The organism is Paenibacillus sp. TY11, assembly GCF_059772165.1.
In genome coordinates, this window is record NZ_JCBAIQ010000006.1 from 1 (window position 1) to 18,109 (window position 18,109).

General features: G+C 47.4%; 12 protein-coding genes and 1 pseudogene. All 13 read left to right on the top strand.

The annotated features are described in order from the left end of the window. A partial coding sequence (locus AC6EJC_RS07605) for a dynamin family protein (RefSeq protein WP_444953434.1) occupies positions 1-1,990 on the top strand: 1,990 nt, incomplete at its 5' end. Between the two features lie 263 nt (positions 1,991-2,253). Next, positions 2,254-4,029 (top strand): ABC transporter ATP-binding protein, encoded by a 1,776-nt coding sequence (locus AC6EJC_RS07610; RefSeq protein WP_444953435.1) that lies wholly within the window; start codon positions 2,254-2,256, stop codon positions 4,027-4,029. Beyond that, a complete protein-coding gene (locus tag AC6EJC_RS07615; protein ID WP_444953436.1) occupies positions 4,026-5,864 on the top strand; it encodes an ABC transporter ATP-binding protein in 1,839 nt (612 codons plus the stop codon). The genes AC6EJC_RS07610 and AC6EJC_RS07615 overlap by 4 nt, the downstream gene beginning before the upstream one ends. A gap of 129 nt (positions 5,865-5,993) precedes the next feature. Further along, positions 5,994-7,178, top strand: coding sequence for a formate-dependent phosphoribosylglycinamide formyltransferase (gene purT, locus AC6EJC_RS07620; protein ID WP_444953437.1), 1,185 nt, complete (start codon positions 5,994-5,996; stop codon positions 7,176-7,178). Then, entirely contained in the window at positions 7,171-7,632 is a 462-nt protein-coding gene (locus AC6EJC_RS07625; RefSeq protein WP_444953438.1) for a GNAT family N-acetyltransferase, read from the top strand. The genes purT and AC6EJC_RS07625 overlap by 8 nt, the downstream gene beginning before the upstream one ends. A 206-nt stretch (positions 7,633-7,838) precedes the next feature. After that, positions 7,839-8,582: a CAP domain-containing protein gene (locus tag AC6EJC_RS07630; RefSeq protein WP_444953439.1), complete on the top strand. Its 744-nt coding sequence runs from the start codon at positions 7,839-7,841 to the stop codon at positions 8,580-8,582. 228 nt (positions 8,583-8,810) lie between these two features. After that, positions 8,811-9,490, top strand: a pseudogene (locus tag AC6EJC_RS07635) (TIGR00266 family protein). A gap of 174 nt (positions 9,491-9,664) precedes the next feature. Next, a complete protein-coding gene (locus tag AC6EJC_RS07640) occupies positions 9,665-10,612 on the top strand; it encodes a GDSL-type esterase/lipase family protein (RefSeq protein ID WP_444953440.1) in 948 nt (315 codons plus the stop codon). Continuing rightward, complete coding sequence (locus tag AC6EJC_RS07645) at positions 10,612-11,688, top strand: ABC transporter ATP-binding protein (RefSeq protein WP_444953441.1); 1,077 nt, start codon at positions 10,612-10,614, stop codon at positions 11,686-11,688. Before AC6EJC_RS07640 ends, AC6EJC_RS07645 begins: the two co-directional genes overlap by 1 nt. Beyond that, on the top strand, positions 11,681-12,670 hold the full coding sequence (locus AC6EJC_RS07650) for an ABC transporter permease (RefSeq protein ID WP_444953442.1): 990 nt from the start codon (positions 11,681-11,683) through the stop codon (positions 12,668-12,670). Before AC6EJC_RS07645 ends, AC6EJC_RS07650 begins: the two co-directional genes overlap by 8 nt. 98 nt (positions 12,671-12,768) lie before the next feature. Continuing rightward, positions 12,769-14,748, top strand: a complete 1,980-nt coding sequence (gene parE, locus AC6EJC_RS07655; protein ID WP_444953443.1) for a DNA topoisomerase IV subunit B — start codon at positions 12,769-12,771, stop codon at positions 14,746-14,748. Positions 14,749-14,770: 22 nt separating this feature from the next. Beyond that, positions 14,771-17,233, top strand: a complete 2,463-nt coding sequence (gene gyrA, locus AC6EJC_RS07660; protein ID WP_444953444.1) for a DNA gyrase subunit A — start codon at positions 14,771-14,773, stop codon at positions 17,231-17,233. Between the two features lie 275 nt (positions 17,234-17,508). Continuing rightward, positions 17,509-17,979 carry a MarR family winged helix-turn-helix transcriptional regulator gene (locus AC6EJC_RS07665; protein ID WP_444953445.1) on the top strand — a complete coding sequence of 157 codons (471 nt, stop codon included), beginning with the start codon at positions 17,509-17,511 and terminating at the stop codon, positions 17,977-17,979. Positions 17,980-18,109: the final 130 nt, after the last annotated feature.

An 18,109-nucleotide genomic window follows, 5' to 3' on the forward strand; every position in this document is an offset into this window, starting at 1 on the left:
GCCAGCTTTAGCAGCACCAACGGGCATTGCACGTCCCGCCATCGCTGGCTCGCGCAATGCATCGGTGCAGCCGCTAGCAGGCACGGCGACAGCACAGCCTGCCGCCGGAGGCCGTCGCACGCGGCTGGATGCAGCAGCGGCCCGATTGAAGGCCGCCGCTGCAATGGTAAGCCCGTACCCTGCGATGCAGGCGGCGGTACGGGATTTACATGCCCGCGCCGCTGCGCTGGAGGGCGGGCGGTTTACGCTGGCGCTGTTCGGAGCGTTCAGCGCCGGGAAATCCAGCTTCGCCAACGCTTTGCTGGGCGAAGCGGTGTTGCCCGTATCGCCGCATCCGACGACAGCGGCGATTAACCGCATTATGGCACCTGCAAGTCCTGAGCGCCATGCCACGGCTGACGTCCATATGAAATCAGTGGACGCATTACGGGAAGATCTTAAATACTCGTTTCGGTTATTAGGATTGGGCGATCCAGCGGCAGTGGGCTGGCAAGAAGCCGTACATGGTTTATCTCCGGAAGGCATTCATCCTGCAGGCAGGCCCCATTACAGCTTTTTGAAGGCTGCCGCAGCCGGATGGGAAGAAGCTGAAAGCTTGCTGGGGCAACAGCTTCAGGTGAATTTAGAGCAGTATCGGGATTTTGTCGCGTCCGAGCACAAATCATGCTTCGTGGAGCATATCGACCTTTATTATGATTGCGCTCTGACCCGTCAGGGCATCGTGCTAGTGGATACGCCAGGAGCGGATTCTGTAAATGCACGGCACACAGGCGTGACCTTCAATTATATGAAGCATGCGGACGCTCTTGTATTTGTCACATATTATAACCATGCGTTTACGCAAGGAGATCGGCAGTTCTTGAACCAATTGGGCCGAGTCAAAGAGACATTGGCGCTGGATCAGACTTTTTTTATTGTCAATGCATCAGATCTGGCTTCTTCTGAAGAAGAACTACATTCTGTAACCCGGCATGTACAGGAACAACTACAGGCAAACGGAATCCGAAAGCCACGTATTTATCCGCTTTCCAGTATGCTGGCGTTGGAAGCAGCCGAACAGGGAGAGGCTTCGCTGCGTTCAGCTTCACGTTTTGATGCATTTGAAGATGATTTCTCGACATTCGCAGCCGAAGAGCTAGCGGGTTTGTCCATTGCTTCAGCTATGCAGGAACTGGGACGGCTGCGGAACCGGATAGAGCAGCATGCAGCTGATGCCCGGTATAGCGTGGAAGAACGTGAGATCCGATTAGAGCGATTAACTCGCATCCGTGGGGAACTGGAGCATACGCTCCTAGGCCTGACTGACAGCAACAGTGCATCTGTGTTATCGGACGAAACTGATGAACTGCTGTATCATGTGCGTCAAAGGCTGGCCTACCGGACTGGAGAATTTATGGCAGAGGCGTTTCATCCATCAGTTCTGCGTGAAGGAGTAGGTGATCTTCGTTCGGCTTTTGCATCTTGTGGTCGTGAGCTGATGCGCTTGATCGAACTGGAGCTGTCTCAGGAATTACTGGTAACCACACTCAGGCTGGAAAAAACGGGACAAGTTTTGGTACGCAAGACTATACAACAGTGTGTAGAAGACATGAACCAACAGTTGAAAGGACTGGACTGCACGGTTCCTGAATCCAGAGAATGGGCTGTTCCCGAACTCATTGAAATTTCCCTGCAGGAATCCGTTCATTGGAAGGATTATTGGAATAGCTTTAAAAATCCAAAGCTATTTTTTGAAGGAACTGGTCGTGCGAATCTACAAACCAAACTGGAACCGATATTACGCGATCGAATCGCGGAAGCTGTGGAGCAGCAACGAGAACGAATGTCTTCTTTTTACGTTACGCTGATGCAGGAGGAACAAACGTGGCAGAAAGCACAGCTTCGAGAGCAAATGCTGGAGACGACTCGTGGCATGGAGCATGCACTTATGGGCGGTGAGCAGCCACAGGTTTGGGAAGAGCTTGCTGGCCAGATCGCGGCTTTGGAGTAAAGATAAATATGTACACCATTGATTTAAGTTCAGGACACCGGGTTGTGGGACAACCCGGTGTTTTACGCATGCTCCAAAAAGTAAGCAATACTGAGTAAATAGTCACATTCAATAATAAGAAAGCGATTTAATTTGTCTAATCACCCACCAATTGCTAACCTGCCTGAAAACGGCTCGTTATCCTCTTTGCCGCCATGGAATGCGAATGGTAAACTTCACTAAGCCATATAACAACGTCGTGCAACTAATGGAGGGACATTGACATGGAAGTGCTCAGGCAACTGCAAGTTTTTTTTCGCGAGAGGAGACACTATCTGTTTCTTTCTATTTTATGCCTTGCGATAGCGACGGCCCTGGGACTAGTGTATCCGAACCTGCTCCAAAGGCTCATTGATAACGCTATCATCCCCGGTGACTTTGGGAAAGTCCCGGCGCTGGCTCTGACTGTGCTGGGAGTAGTAATCATCAAAGGGTTCATGCAATTTTTACATGGTTTTTTTGGTGGACGGCTAGGTAACTATCTGGCGTACCGACTCCGCAATGCTTGTTACGAAAAGCTGCAATTTCTGTCCTTCAGATATTATGACACTGCCAAAACGGGGGATCTCATGTCCCGCCTGACTGGGGATCTGGAGGCGATTCGCAACTTTATCGGGTTTGGTTTTGCCCAACTCCTCAATGTGCTACTGATGGTCGTATTCGGCTCTATGATGATGCTGTATATTAACTGGCAGCTCACCCTCTTTACGATGATCAGCATGCCATTGCTGCTCTTCGTCACCTTTAAGTTTGAATCCCGGATTCATCCCACCTTTCAGGAAATGCGGATTGCCCTCAGCGCCTTGACGACAGCGGTGCAAGAAAATATAACAGGTGTGCGAACCGTCAAATCTTTTGCCCGCGAATCATATGAGGTTGAAAAATTTTCAATACGGAATGAGCAGTACAAAAGTAATCAAATTCAGGCTGCTTCCTTATGGAGTCGGTTTTTCCCCGCTATGGAACTGATTGCTTCTGTCAGTGTGGTTCTTTTGTTGGGCATGGGTGGGTATCTGGTCATTCAGAAGTCAATGACCTTGGGGCAGCTCGTCGCCTTCTTTAGCTTAATTTGGTATATTATCGGTCCCATCTGGAGCATTGGCTTTCATATCAATAACTATACGCAGTCCAAAGCTTCCGGTGAAAGGGTCTTGGAACTGCTGAATCAGTCCATAGATGTAACCGATGAAGCTGACGCACTTACACTCAATGCCGATCAGGTGGAGGGACATGTTACGTTTGAACATGTTACCTTTGCTTACGGAAATAAACTACCCGCTGTTGTTGACATCAATTTGGACGCACCACCGGGATCAGTCATTGGGATTTTAGGAGGAACTGGGTCAGGGAAGTCTACCATTATTCAACTGCTCATGCGAGCTTATAATGTCAGTGCAGGAAGCATCAAGTTGGACGGAAAGGATATACGCCATTTGAAGATTCGCGATTTGCGTGCTCAAATTTCTTCCGTGTTCCAGGAGACGTTTCTGTTCTCGTCCTCCATACGTAACAATATTGCTTATGGTTTAAGTCATGTCAGTATGGATGACATCATACGCGTTTCCAAGCTGGCTCAAGCGCATGAATTCATAACTGAACTACCGCTGGGCTACGACACCGTCGTCGGTGAACGTGGACTAGGACTGTCCGGAGGACAGAAACAACGGATTGCGATCGCGCGTGCCTTACTCAAAAACCCGAAAATTCTGGTACTCGATGATGCCACCAGTGCGGTCGACATGGAGACGGAGCATGAGATTCAGACCGGTTTTCAAGAGGTTATGCGTGGACGCACAACGTTTATTATTGCTCATCGAATCTCTTCGCTTCGTCATGCCAATGAAATTGTGGTGCTTGAGGAAGGGCGAATCGTCCAGCGTGGAACACATGAACAGCTCATTGCTACTCCAGGTCCATATCAGGATGTGTATCATATTCAATACGCCGATTACATAGCTCAGGCTCCAGACGGTGTATCCGAAGGGCAGGTGAGACCATGAATATACCCGCAGAAAAAGCCAAACCGTTTAAAAAGCCAACCAATGAGCGCTTTGTCTACCAAGATGATGAGGTCATTGATAAACCATTTAACTGGTCAGAATTCAAACGTTTGCTGGCATACATGAAGCCTTATGCCCGTCAAATTCTGCCGATTCTTCTGGTCATGATGATTCTAGGTACCATCACCAAGCTGACGGTTCCTTATTTGATCAGTCTGGCCATTGACAAGGCAATTGCGCCCGCATGGCCCGCACTGCCCAGTGTAAAGTTGCTGTTGCTCATCACGGGTGCCGTGCTCCTGTTATATTTAATTCAATGGGCAGCCAGCACGTACCGTATTAAATTCACCAATATTATTGGTCAACGGGTTATTTACGATTTGCGTGAAGATTTGTTCAAGCATATTCAGAAGCTTTCCTTCAATTTTTTTGACAAAAGACCGGCGGGTTCAGTATTAGTACGTGTGACGAATGACATTAACTCGCTTCAGGATTTATTTACGAACGGTGCAGTGAATGTCCTGATTGACTGCGTACAGCTTATCGGAATTATTGTCATTTTGCTGCTTATTAACTGGAAGCTAGGTTTGGCGGTGATTGTGACCGTTCCGATCATGTTTTTGATCTCGACCAAGCTGCGAGTACGCATCCGTCGCGCTTGGCAAGAAGTTCGTATGAAGAACTCGCGTATCAACTCTCATTTGAATGAGTCCATTCAGGGGATTCGTGTCACACAAGCGTATACGCAGGAGCAGGAAAACATGGCTTATTTCGACGACATGAATAGCTCCAGCAAAAAGTCGTGGGATAAGGCTTCCGCCATGAATCAGGTCTTTGGCCCACTTATTGATATTACCGGAGGATTAGGTACGCTTGTGCTATTCTGGTTTGGAGCGCATTTAATTCAGACAGATCAGCTTACGGTAGGGCTGCTGGTTGCGTTTGCCAACTATGTAGGGAACTTTTGGGAGCCGATTAATCGACTGGGTCAAATGTATAATCAGTTACTAGTTGCGATGGCTTCGTCAGAAAGAATTTTCGAGTTTATGGATGAACAGCCGAATATTGCAGACAAACCAGGAGCAAAAGCCTTGCCGCCCATTCGGGGCGAAATCCAATTTGAAAAAGTCGTTTTTGAATATGAAAAGGGACGTCAGGCGCTTAAAGGTATTAATCTTTCTGTCGAGGCGGGTCAATCAATAGCGCTTGTGGGTCATACCGGATCAGGTAAAAGTACAATTATCAATCTGCTCAGCCGTTTTTATGACATTACGTCAGGGCGGCTTACGATTGACGGTCATGATGTGCGTGATGTTACAGTGGAGAGCTTGCGCAGCCAGATTAGCATCGTGCTTCAAGATACATTTATTTTTTCCGGGACGATACGCGATAATATTCGATTTGGTCGTTTGGATGCAACAGATGAGGAAATTGAAGCGGCTGCGAAGGCGGTTAATGCTCATGAATTCATCGTTCACTTGCCAGCTGGCTATGAAACAGAGGTAGAGGAGCGGGGAGGTATGCTGTCCATGGGCCAGCGCCAGCTCTTATCCTTTGCCCGTGCCTTGCTGGCTAATCCGCGAATTCTTATTTTGGATGAGGCCACAGCCAGCATTGATACGGAAACAGAGTTGAAAATTCAGGAGGCTCTTCAAGTTCTACTGGAAGGCAGAACTTCTTTTATGGTCGCTCACCGTTTGTCCACTATCCGGAATGCTGATCATATCGTTGTGCTGGATCACGGAGAGATCCAAGAAAGTGGTAATCATGAACAATTGATGAAAAAACATGGAATATATCGGGGGCTCGTGGAAGCACAGTTCAGATTTTTGTAAAAAAAAGATCAAAAAATCGCGTTTTTTGTAAATTAAAATGCCGAGCACTATTGCATTCTTGGAGCTAAACCCTGAAAATAAAGATGAAAAGAGATCAGAGCAATATCGTCAGAGGGGGAAGAGTTCAAGATGTGGGGTGCTCCTTTTTCTGCCAAGGCTAAGAAGATGCTACTGCTGGGTAGCGGCGAATTGGGAAAAGAAGTAATTATTGAAGCTCAGCGGCTTGGCGTGGAATGTATTGCTGTAGATCGCTATGAACTGGCTCCAGCAATGCAAGTGGCCCATCGCTCTCACTGTCTGGATATGCAGGATGCTGAGGCGTTGAAGGCACTAATTCGCAAGGAAAAGCCCGACATAATTGTACCTGAAATCGAAGCTATTGCTACGGGTGCTTTGGAAGAATTAGAGCAAGAGGGATTTTACGTAGTACCAACGGCCCGTGCCGCCCGTCTTACGATGGACCGGGAGGGTATCCGCAGGCTGGCTGCCGAGAAATTACAGCTTCCGACCGCTGCCTACCGTTTTGCAGATAATTTTGAGCAGTTGCGGTCGGCGGTTCAAGAGCTGGGCACGCCCTGCGTGGTCAAGCCTTTGATGAGTTCGTCAGGTAAAGGGCAGTCTGTATGCCGGGTACTTGAAGATGCAGAATCCTGTTGGAATACGGCGCTGGAAGGCGCACGTGCCAAAACGACACGTGTCATTGTTGAAGCTTTTGTTCCATTTGAGAGCGAAATCACCTTATTGACCGTCAGATCAAGATCAGGTACGACTTTTTGCCCACCGATTGGCCACATTCAGAAAGATGGGGATTATGTCGAATCCTGGCAGCCTCATGGCATGACGGACAAGCAGCTTTCGGAGGCGGAGGACATTGCCCGTACGATTACGGATGAACTGGGTGGTTACGGATTGTTTGGCGTAGAGCTATTTTTAACGGCTGATGGCGTTATATTCAGTGAAGTATCCCCTCGTCCGCATGATACAGGTATGGTGACCATGATTACGCAGGATTTGTCGGAATTTGCGCTTCACGTGCGGGCCATTCTCGGATTCCCGATACCATCCGTCACGCTGCTTACACCAGGAGCTTCAGCTACGTTGAAGGCAGAAGTGGCTACGCGGAATTTCGTAATAAGCGGTCTGCATGATGCATTAATGCTACCCCGGACACAGGTGCGAGTGTTCGGGAAGCCTGAAACCAAGCCGGGACGCCGGATGGCTGTAGCGCTTAGCGCTGCAGAAGATGTGGAAACAGCACGGAAGACAGCCAAAGAAGCTGCCAATATGCTGAAAGTGGAGGTAAATCATGTCTAACAATGTGATGATTCCAGTACTGACAATTCGTTCCGTAGAGCTTGGCGATTGCGAAGCCGTAACTGGACTACTAAGAGAAGTCGGATACCCGATGACTTGTGGTGTAATGAAAGAAGTTATGGGAACAGCGCAGGAGGACAGTCAAGCGAATATGATGGTTGCAGAAATGGATGGTCGTGTTGTCGGAGTAATCGGCATGCATACGGCTCAAAGCTTGGCTTATCCTGATCCTGCCGTACAAATCACCATGCTGGTCGTGAACGGGGAGTGTCGCGGCGAGGGCATTGGCAAGCGCTTGGTGGCTTGTGGTGAAGAATGGGGGCGTGCGCAAGGATGCTATCATTTATTCATTACCGGAGCAAATAACCGCATCAAACAAGTAGAGGCCCGAGCTTTCTATAACCGAATCGGCTTTGAGAAGCAAGGCTACCGTTTCAGCAAAAAGCTTAGATAATTAGTCTGTATCAAGACAATCTAATACTTAAAACCTCACTATTGTGAACTTAGTCCTGTCGGCCATTGCCGAGCGGGGCTATTTTTTTTCCAACTTTTATACCATTGATGATGCGGTAAAACATGATATACTGCTAGAGTAAAGATTACAAAGTTGTAACCTAGCACGTTCACACCAAGGCACTTATACAACAAGGAGATGACGAAATGAAGAATATGTTGAAAAAAACACTGGTGATGGGAAGTCTAAGCGCCATTTTATCCGCAGGATTCATCGTTCCGGCATCAGCTTCACCAGCTGACGATTTGTCTGCCCAACTACAACAATGGTTTCAAAATAACGGATATACAGTCAATATGTCCAACGGGACGACTACAATAACGAAGACTGTAATTAAGGATTATTCTGAAAAGGACAAGGCTAAAACAAAAACAAAAACAGCAAATCCTTCTTCTGGCAAGAATACGACCAATCAGGGTAGCCAAAAGGCTTCACAGTCTGCTACCAAGCAACAGACCCAAACACAAAATACAAACTCAGGTGCGGGTCAGTCTGCAGGATCTGGAGCACAACTCAGCAAGTCCCAGTTTGCAGCTGAGGTTGTAAAGCTTGTAAATAACGAGCGCAGCCAAAAAGGTCTGAAGCCTCTCACATCTAATGCGAAGCTTACAGAAGTAGCCTTAGTCAAGGCGAAGGACATGAGCACGAACAATTACTTTTCCCATACATCTCCGACCTACGGTTCACCATTTGATATGATGAAAAAATTCGGTGTAACTTATACGTATGCGGGTGAGAATATTGCAATGGGACAAAAAACACCACAAGAAGTGATGAAAGCCTGGATGAACAGTCAGGGACATCGTGAAAATATCTTGAAGACAGAATTTACACAAATCGGTGTGGCTTACTACAATGGATATTGGGTACAAGAGTTCACACGCAACTAGATCATAAAAAATACGTTCCAAACGTCATGTCGCTGTTATGAAATGGTAGTGACGTAACGTTAATTTGAAGGCCCGCTGCCACGTTCAGCGGGTCTTTTTATGTCGCTTATTCCTCCTCTGGCATAGACCATTGTTTTATACCAGAAAAGACATAAGGGACGTAATTATAGTATGATAGCAGCAAGCTGATTGGATAGGCAGACTACTTATGGAAAGCCAGGTGAACAAATGAGCTACGAAATCGTGCATGAAGGTGCCTTTGCTATGCTTAAGATGCAGTTGAACCCTGGAGAAACCATTAAAGCGGAAATGGGAGCGATGGTTTCCATGTCTTCCAGTGTAGATATAAAGGGGACGGTAGACGGTGGACTGTTACGTGGTTTAGGCAGGATGCTGAGCGGGGAAAAGTCTTTTTTCAAGAGCTGAGGGCAGCTCGGGGACCGGCAGAAGTGTTGCTAGCCCCTGCAAGTATAGGCGATGTACAAGCAGTGGAACTGGATGGCACGTATAGGCTGTTGGTCCAAAAGGACGGTTTTCTGGCTTGTACGGAAGGCATTGAGGTTAGTACCAAAATTCAAAACCTGATGAAAGGTTTATTCTCCGGTGAAGGGTTTTTTATCGTAGAAATCAGTGGTCGAGGTACGGTATTCCTATCCTCTTATGGAGCCATTCATCCCATTTATATCGCGCCAGGGGAGGAGCGTATTATTGATAATGCTCATCTGGTGGCATGGCCGGATTATATGGATTATAAAATTGAAAAAGCATCTAAAGGCTGGTTGTCCAGCGTAACGAGTGGAGAAGCGCTTGTATGCCGCTTTCGCGGTGAAGGAACGGTACTGATCCAAAGCCGAAATCCGGGCAGTTTCGGACAATGGATCAAAAGTTTCATCCCTGATAGCAAATAGTTTTTTTGTCTGACTGGGGATGAGAGGATAAGCTGTTCGCACAAGAAAGTATAATAAAAGGGTGGCAATTTGCCATCCTTTTTTAGCGTATTCATGGAAAATTATATGTGATTATAATCGTTTATTGTCGTTTGACCCAGAACGGTTTATTTGCAAAATGATATGAGAAGCTTTATGTTTATTTCACCAAGCTATCAGGAGGGAACACGAGTGAATTCATCAAAATGGATTTGGCGGTCTGTCGGTTCCGTTTCCATTGCCGCCACACTGCTATTATTGTACGGATTTGTTGCAGCAGTACGAAGTATCACGACTCCAGAGCCATTGGTTAGCACTCAACCTGTAAATTCCGGTTCAGCGCAGACACAAACCGCGCCATCGGCTAATACGCAGACGGGAGAGTTTCGGGTAGTTGCCATTGGAGATTCGCTAGCCAAAGGAACGGGGGATGACTCCGGAAGTGGTTTTGTGCGTCGGTCGGTGACCTTGTTAAATGATCAGGAAGGCCATAAGGCTCAGCTCATAAATAATCTGGGGATTAATGGACTTACGACTCAAGGACTATTAACCAAGCTGAATGAGCCTGGTGTGTCTTATGTGTTGAAGAAGGCTAACGTCATTATTGTTTCGATTGGCGGAAATGATTTATTTCAGGGGGCGCAGGCTGCCCAAACCGGCAAAGAGCCACCTACACTCAGCGGATTGCGCAAAGCTCTGCCTGATGCCGCCAAACGTCTGCAAAAAGTGCTGACAAAAGTAGGGAAAATCAATCCGAATGCTAAAATTATCTATGTCGGATTATATAATCCATTCAGTGACCTGCAGGAAATGAAAATTCCCGGTAATCTTGTGGTAACAGAATGGAATCTGGCTGCTATGGCAATTACCAACCAAAACAGCAATATGACTCTGGTTCCAACTTTCGATTTATTCCAGCAAAATTTGCCCGTCTATTTATCATCTGATCATTTTCATCCCAACGGACAGGGATATGAGGCAATTGCTGAGCGTATCGCTCAAGGGTTTGCGGTAGCAGCGGCTACGGAAGGTGACAAAACGGGGGATGTGCAACAGCCCACAGGCAGCCAACCCGCTGAAGTGAAGAAGGGAGGGAACAAGTAATGAGCATCCAATCTGCTGACAAGACCGGGGCTGGAGTAACCAATGATTCGACATCTATAGATGCAGTGTCCAGTTTCCATTCCATCAATCAGGTTGGAAGCGCAGGCAGAGACAGAAGTAATAACGAAACAGTTCTCTCTGTTCAGCACGTTAAGAAACGTATCAGACGCAAAATGATCATTCATGATGTAACATTCGACGTTCGTGCGGGTGAAATTTTCGGCTTTCTCGGTCCCAATGGAGCAGGAAAAACGACGACTATTCGTATGTTGGTCGATTTAATTAAGCCTACGGAAGGGACAATTACCGTCTGTGGTCATAATGTAAATCGTGACCCTGAGCAGGCTTTACGGCATATTGGTTCTATTGTGGAAAATCCAGAGGTGTACAGCTACCTGACAGGGTGGGAGAATTTAGAACATTTTGCCCGGATGCAACCTGGTGTAGACGAACAGCGTATCCGCGAAGTAGTTGAGCTGGTTCGGCTCGATCGCCGTATCCATGATAAAGTAAGTACGTATTCTCTCGGAATGCGCCAGCGTCTTGGTATAGCTCAAGCCTTGCTCGGCAGACCGAAATTGCTCATTTTGGATGAACCAACGAACGGGTTAGACCCCAAAGGGATCAAGGAAATGAGAGCTTTTATCCGTTTGTTAGCGGCAGAAGGCATGGCTGTATTTGTTTCCAGCCATTTGCTCAGCGAAATCCAGCTGCTATGTGATCGTGTGGCAATTATAAGTCGGGGAAAGGTGCTAGCTGTAGGGGGTGTGCGGGAACTGGTTGAGACGCACTCGCACATGGCCGTATGGCAACTGGAGCCTCGTGATCAGGGTCTCTCCCTATTGCAAAAATCTCCGCATGTGCAAATCATTACGAATGCCGATGAATTAATTGATGACAGCATTGTTGCAGGCAGCGGAGCCGACGCTATTTTTACAGAAATGGGTGAAGAGCATATTGCGGAGCTGGTCGGACAAATGACGGCTTCCGGTATTTCCGTTAAAGGTGTAACCAAAATCAACCCTACACTGGAGCAGCTATTCCTGAAAATGACGGAAGGTGAGATACTTGAATAACATTTTACCGCTCGTACAAAATGAAACACTTAAAATTATCAAGAAGAAACGATTTTATGTCATTTTACTTGTTTTGCTTGTGCTTGTGCCGATTTTTACGTACGCTCAGATGAAAGTGGCAGAAAACAATCGCGAAAAATTCGGCAATGATTGGCGGCTTGAGCTGCGTCAGGCGATTACCGATAACCAAAACTCGCTGGGCAGCGACCGGGTTCCCGAGGAATGGAAGACCTACCGACGGGTTTTTGTGCAGCAGATGCAATATTATCTGGAAAATGACGTGAATCCTAATGAGCCGAGTGGTGTCACCTTTACCAGAGAGTTTATGGATAATTCCATTAATCTGTTCGTTCCGCTGTTGATTATGGCTATTGCCTCCGATCTGGTTTCAGGAGAACGGACGACAGGCACGATAAAAATGTTGCTGACCCGCCCAGTCAGGCGGTGGAAAATACTGCTGAGCAAGCTGCTGACACTGTATATGTTCGTTTCGCTCATCATTTTGGCTGTATTTGTGATTAGTTATCTCATATCAGGCTTGTTTTTTGGTTTTCGTGGTTTTAATGTTCCGGTATTTACCGGATTTCAAATTGTTGGATCGACAGTGGATTTGTCTGCTGTACATGCGATTCCACAATGGTATTATCTGATGCTGCAAGCCGGATTGATCTGGTTCGTCAGTCTTGTGGTAGCTTCGTTAGCCTTTATGGTATCTGTCCTGGTACGAAGTACGGCGGCAAGTATCGTGGTCATGATGGCTGCGCTCATTTCGGGCACTATTTTGACAAACATGGCTTCATCTTGGCAGAGTGCTAAATATTTATTTATGGTTAACCTCGAATTAACCGATTATTTATCTGGAAGCCCCGCCCCGATTGAGGGAATGACCTTACCCTTTTCACTAGCTGTACTGGGCATTTGGGGGGCTGCGGCATTGATTGTTTCATTCGCCGTCTTTACGAAACGGGATATATTGAATTAAAATGGACAAGGTAAAAGAAAACATCTGTTTGCATTTTTGGTGAAAATCATCAAGAATAAGGCAAAACACGGTTACGATTAGACAAAGGGGGAGCATGAATGGTCGACAAAATCGACTTGTCTGCGGGAGCGTCCGGCACACAGAGCGGAGCTTCAGAATATGGCGCGGACGACATTCAAGTGCTCGAAGGGCTTGTGGCAGTTCGCAAACGGCCGGGCATGTACATCGGGAGCACCAGTTCTTCGGGGCTGCATCATTTGGTATGGGAAATTGTAGACAACGCGGTGGATGAACATCTCGCCAAGTTTTGCTCTCGCATTGATATTACAATGCATAAAGACGGTTCCGTTACGGTATCAGACAACGGGCGCGGTATTCCTACGGGAATGCACAAAACGGGAATTCCTACGCCTCAGGTTGTATTCACCATTTTGCACGCCGGAGGTAAGTTTGGCGGTTCTGGATATAAAAAGTCCGGGGGTCTGCACGGTGTAGGCGCGTCTGTAACGAACGCTCTTTCGGAATGGCTTGAAGTGGAAATTTACCGGGACGGCAAGATTCACCGTCAGCGGTTTGAATATTGGCAGGACAAGAAGGGCGTGGAGCATGTCGGGGAACCGACCACAGGCCTTGAAGTGCTGGGCAATACTAACAAGACGGGCTCAAAAATTACATTTAAACCGGATATTCGCGTCTTTCAGGCAGGCATTCATTTTAACTACGATACGTTGGCTGAGCGCCTTCAGGAAATTGCTTTTCTGAATTCCGGCCTTCGTATTCAACTTAAAGACGAACGCAGCGGGAAGTCAGATGAGTATTTCTATGAGGGTGGAGCAAGTCAATTTGTCGCTTTTCTGAATGAGGGCAAGGATGTACTGCATGACGTTATTCACTTTAATGCCGAGAAAGAAGACATTGAAGTGGAGATTGCCATCCAGTACAATGCGGGTTATACAGAGACGATTGCTTCGTTCGTTAACTCCATTCCGACACGCGGCGGGGGTACGCATGAAACGGGATTCAAAACCGCTTACACTCGTGTCATGAACGACTATGCGCGCAAAACGGTGATGTTGAAGGAAAAGGATAAAAACTTGGAGGGCAACGATCTACGTGAGGGCATGATGGCTGTAATCAGTGTCAAGATGGCTGAGGTTGAATTTGTCGGTCAGACAAAGGATCAACTGGGTAGCGCGTCGGCACGGAGTACAGTGGATGCCATCGTATCTGAGCAGATGCAGCGTTTTTTGGAGGAAAACCCGCAGATAGCGCAAACCTTGATCAAGAAGGCAATTCAAGCATCCAGAGCGCGTGAAGCTGCACGTAAAGCTCGGGATGAAATGCGTTCTGGCAAGAAGCGCAGTGAAAGTTCCAATTTGAATGGTAAACTGTCGCCTGCGCAGTCCAAGGATTTTACACGTAATGAGTTGTTTATTGTGGAAGGCGATTCGGCCGGGGGATCGGCCAAGCAGGGACGGGATTCCAAAATTCAGGCCATTTTGCCGTTAAAAGGCAAGCCGATGAATCCGGAAAAATCCAAGCTGGCGGATATCATGAAAAATGATGAGTATCGTGCTATTACTGCAGCGATTGGTGCGGGGGTAGGAACCGAGTTTTCGCTGGAAGACAGCAATTATTCCAAAATCATCATTATGACCGATGCAGATACGGATGGCGCGCACATTCAAGTGCTGTTGCTGACGTTCTTTTATCGGTACATGAAAGAGCTCATTGATGCAGGACGCATATTTATTGCTCAGCCGCCATTGTATAAAATAACCCGCAAGTCGGGTAAGCTCGAAACGGTGCGTTATGCCTGGACTGACGAGCAGCTTGATAATTACTTAAAAGAATTTGGACGGAATTTTGAACTTCAACGCTATAAAGGACTCGGGGAAATGAACCCTGATCAGTTATGGGAAACAACGATGAATCCCGATTCACGCACCTTGTTACGCGTTCAGATAGAGGATGCGGCCAAGGCTGAACGTCGGGTGTCCACCTTGATGGGTGATAAGGTGGATCCGCGCAAGCGCTGGATCGTGGAAAACGTAGATTTCACGGAATACGTAGAGTAGTGCTATCAAATGAGGTGTATACATGAGCTTATCGGAGCAATTTTTGCCAGCTTTTCTGGAGGAAGTGGTCGGTGACCGCTTTGGCCGATATTCCAAATATATTATTCAGGACCGGGCGATACCCGATGTACGGGACGGATTAAAACCCGTACAACGGCGTATTCTTTATGCGATGTACGATTCGGGCAATACACCGGATAAAGCATATCGTAAATCCGCCAAAACTGTCGGGGACGTTATGGGTAATTACCACCCTCACGGTGACTCGTCGATTTACGACGGCATGGTACGGATGGCGCAGCCTTGGAAAATGAGTCACGTGCTGGTGGATGGTCACGGCAACTGGGGTTCCCAGGATGATGATCCGGCGGCAGCTATGCGTTACACGGAGGCCCGCCTGTCTCCGATCGCAATGGAAATGCTGCGCGATATTGAAAAGCGTACGGTTTTGTTCAAGGACAACTTTGATAACTCGGCCAAAGAGCCCGTGGTGTTGCCGTCCCGTTATCCAAATTTGTTGGTTAACGGTTCCAGTGGGATATCGGCGGGCTTTGCCACAGAGATTCCTACACATAGTTTACGCGAAGTCATTGACGCCAGCATTGCAGTGATGGAAAAGCCGGAGATTGAGCTGGAAGAGATTATGACCTTTATTAAAGGTCCTGATTTCCCGACTGGCGGACTCATTATGGGTGGAGAAGGCATCAAGGACGCTTACCGCACGGGAAAAGGACGTATTTATATCCGTTCAAAAACGGAAATTCAGTCTTTGCGCGGAGGTAAACAGCAGCTGGTCATTACCGAGATTCCATACCAGATCGTCAAATCAAGACTCGTAACCGCCATGGAAAATATCCGTCTTGAGAAAAAGGTGGAAGGGATTGCCGAGGTTCGTGACGAGAGTGGGCGAAATGGTTTGCGCATTGTTGTGGAGCTGAAGAAGGAAGCCGATGCGGAAGGGATTTTGGCTTATTTGCTGAAAAAAACCGACCTACAGGTCGCATATAACTTCAACATGGTAGCCATTGTGAACAAAGCGCCACATCAGCTTGGACTAAAGTCCATTTTGGAAGCGTACATCGCCCATCAACGCGAAGTTGTCACTCACCGTATCCAGTTTGAACTGGAAAAGGCGGAGGATCGTGCCCATGTGCTGGAAGGTTTGGTCAAGGCGCTTAACATTCTGGATGAGGTCATCGCAGCCATTAAAGCTTCCAAAAATCGCCAGGACGCGCAAAATAATTTGCAATGGATGTTTGGTTTTAGCGAACGTCAGGCAGATTCTATTTTGACCTTGCAGCTGTATCGTCTCACAAATCTGGAAATCACCACGCTTGAAAAAGAACTGGGTGATATCCAGAAAAAAATCGCACAATACCGTTCAATTCTGGAAAGTGATCGCAAGCTGATCAGCCTGATCCGCAAGGAACTGTTGGAAATTCGCGAAAAGTACGGCATTGACCGTCGTTCAGATATACAAGGCGAGGTAGAAGAGATTAAGGTGAACCTGGAGGTCATGGTTGGAGCGGAGGATGTGCTGCTGACACTCTCCAAAGATGGCTATGTGAAACGTACAAGTATGTTGTCGTTCACTCGTTCCGGTGGGGAACGTTCAAGTTCTGGCGTTAAAGAAGGGGATTACGTCACCCAATTGCTTGATGTGAATACGCTGGATGTATTGCTCGTCTTCACCCAGCGTGGACAATACTTTTTACTGCCTGTACATCAAGTGCCGGAGTATAAGTGGAAAGAGCCGGGCACTCCGATTGTCAACGTCATTCCGTTATCCAAGGAAGATCGTATCGTGAGTGTTATTCCAATCAAAAACATTGAGGAAATCGGCAAAAGTCTGGTGTTTGTAACAAAGAAGGGACAAGTAAAGCGTACAGAATTGAAAGAATATGCTACAAAACGATCCAGCGCTGTAGCAGCCTGCAAGGTAGCAGGGGACGATGAGGTATTATCAGTAACGTTGAGCGACGGTACCAGAGATATTATGCTAATTACCCGCGCGGGAATGAGCATACGCTTCAAGGAGCAAGAGGTTAATGCGATGGGCCGCGTCTCGGCTGGTGTCAAAGGTATACAGCTGGCGGAAGGCGATGAAATTGTCGCGGCATTGTGGGTAGAAGAGGATGAAGGAGAAGTGTTGGTGCTGACCGAGTCCGGTTATGGCAAGCGTACACTTTTGCTGGATTATCCTACTCAGGGAAGAGGCGGTAAAGGAATCACCACCTTTGAGTTCAAGGAAGGCAAACGAGTACGTTCCAACGGAACTCGGATCGTGGCTGCCTTCTATTGTCGTGAAGCTATTCAATTATTTGCGATCACAGCAGAAGGTCAGACGATGTCCTTCCTTTCGGAAAAAGCTCCTTTGACCGACCGCAAGGATACAGGCAAGCTGCTGGCTCCAGTGGAGAAGAAGGACGAAATTGTGAATGTGCTCCCGCGCAGTGAGCCGCAGATTTCACAGTCAGTAGAATAATTGTAAAGTCAAGCGTTTTTTAGCTCGAAAAAGAGAGGTCCTCTCATGCCATTCCGGCACGAATGAGGACCTTTTTGCCGTCATGCTGTCGAACCTTGACCAGCCTCCAAAACCGAAGTGAGACTTCCTTCCCCTTTTCATTTGGTGCTCCAAAAACGGCAGGAAACCGGGGCTGAATGGCGAAAATTTAATGTGATGAAATACAATCCGGACGGTGGCCCATACGGTAACTTTGATGCTTTTACTGACCCTGTTATTCAAAGGAGTGAGGCAAAATGCAAACGACCGAATTTGCGAAAATCTGGTCCAGAATGGCTAAGGATTACAAGGTTCATATGGAGCAGCAGCTGGCTCCATCACTAACTGAGGCTCAACTCACAGTGTTGGAGGTTCTGAACGAATACGGCCGCATGAAGCCGTCTCAACTAATCCCGTATCTCGCCACCACACCTGCGGCGGTTACGATGCTACTGGATCGGATGGAGCGGAATCGACTGGTCACCCGTTTTAGAGACGTAAAGGACCGTAGAATTGTATGGATTGTCATTTCGGATCAAGGCAGAGAAGAAGTGGAGCGTGGATTGCAAATCCGGGATGATTTTCTGGGTTCTGCACTAAACCGGATTTCTCAGCACAATCAAAATTTGCTGGTTTATTTGTTGGGGAAAATTACAACGAAAACGAAAACTTCAGTATCGGCAAGTGAGGCTGAGAGAGTCAAGGAACAAATAGAGCGAGCAGAATAACTAGAATTGTAGATACATGAAAAGTAGCTGTACGCAGCAGACTATCTCTTTAAGGTGAATAGGAATGCGCGGATGTAAATGCCTATTGGGTGTTCATTTCCGCGTTTTTTGTGTTGAAGCATAGGTGTTG

Bases quoted from the DNA above. Each gene is read 5' to 3' on its own strand.
- AC6EJC_RS07610 (WP_444953435.1), top strand. From the start codon at position 2,254: ATGGAAGTGCTCAGGCAACTGCAAGTTTTTTTTCGCGAGAGGAGACAC.
- AC6EJC_RS07615 (WP_444953436.1), top strand. From the start codon at position 4,026: ATGAATATACCCGCAGAAAAAGCCAAACCGTTTAAAAAGCCAACCAAT.
- purT (WP_444953437.1), top strand. From the start codon at position 5,994: ATGTGGGGTGCTCCTTTTTCTGCCAAGGCTAAGAAGATGCTACTGCTG.
- AC6EJC_RS07625 (WP_444953438.1), top strand. From the start codon at position 7,171: ATGTCTAACAATGTGATGATTCCAGTACTGACAATTCGTTCCGTAGAG.
- AC6EJC_RS07630 (WP_444953439.1), top strand. From the start codon at position 7,839: ATGAAGAATATGTTGAAAAAAACACTGGTGATGGGAAGTCTAAGCGCC.
- AC6EJC_RS07640 (WP_444953440.1), top strand. From the start codon at position 9,665: ATGTTTATTTCACCAAGCTATCAGGAGGGAACACGAGTGAATTCATCA.
- AC6EJC_RS07645 (WP_444953441.1), top strand. From the start codon at position 10,612: ATGAGCATCCAATCTGCTGACAAGACCGGGGCTGGAGTAACCAATGAT.
- parE (WP_444953443.1), top strand. From the start codon at position 12,769: ATGGTCGACAAAATCGACTTGTCTGCGGGAGCGTCCGGCACACAGAGC.
- gyrA (WP_444953444.1), top strand. From the start codon at position 14,771: ATGAGCTTATCGGAGCAATTTTTGCCAGCTTTTCTGGAGGAAGTGGTC.
- AC6EJC_RS07665 (WP_444953445.1), top strand. From the start codon at position 17,509: ATGCAAACGACCGAATTTGCGAAAATCTGGTCCAGAATGGCTAAGGAT.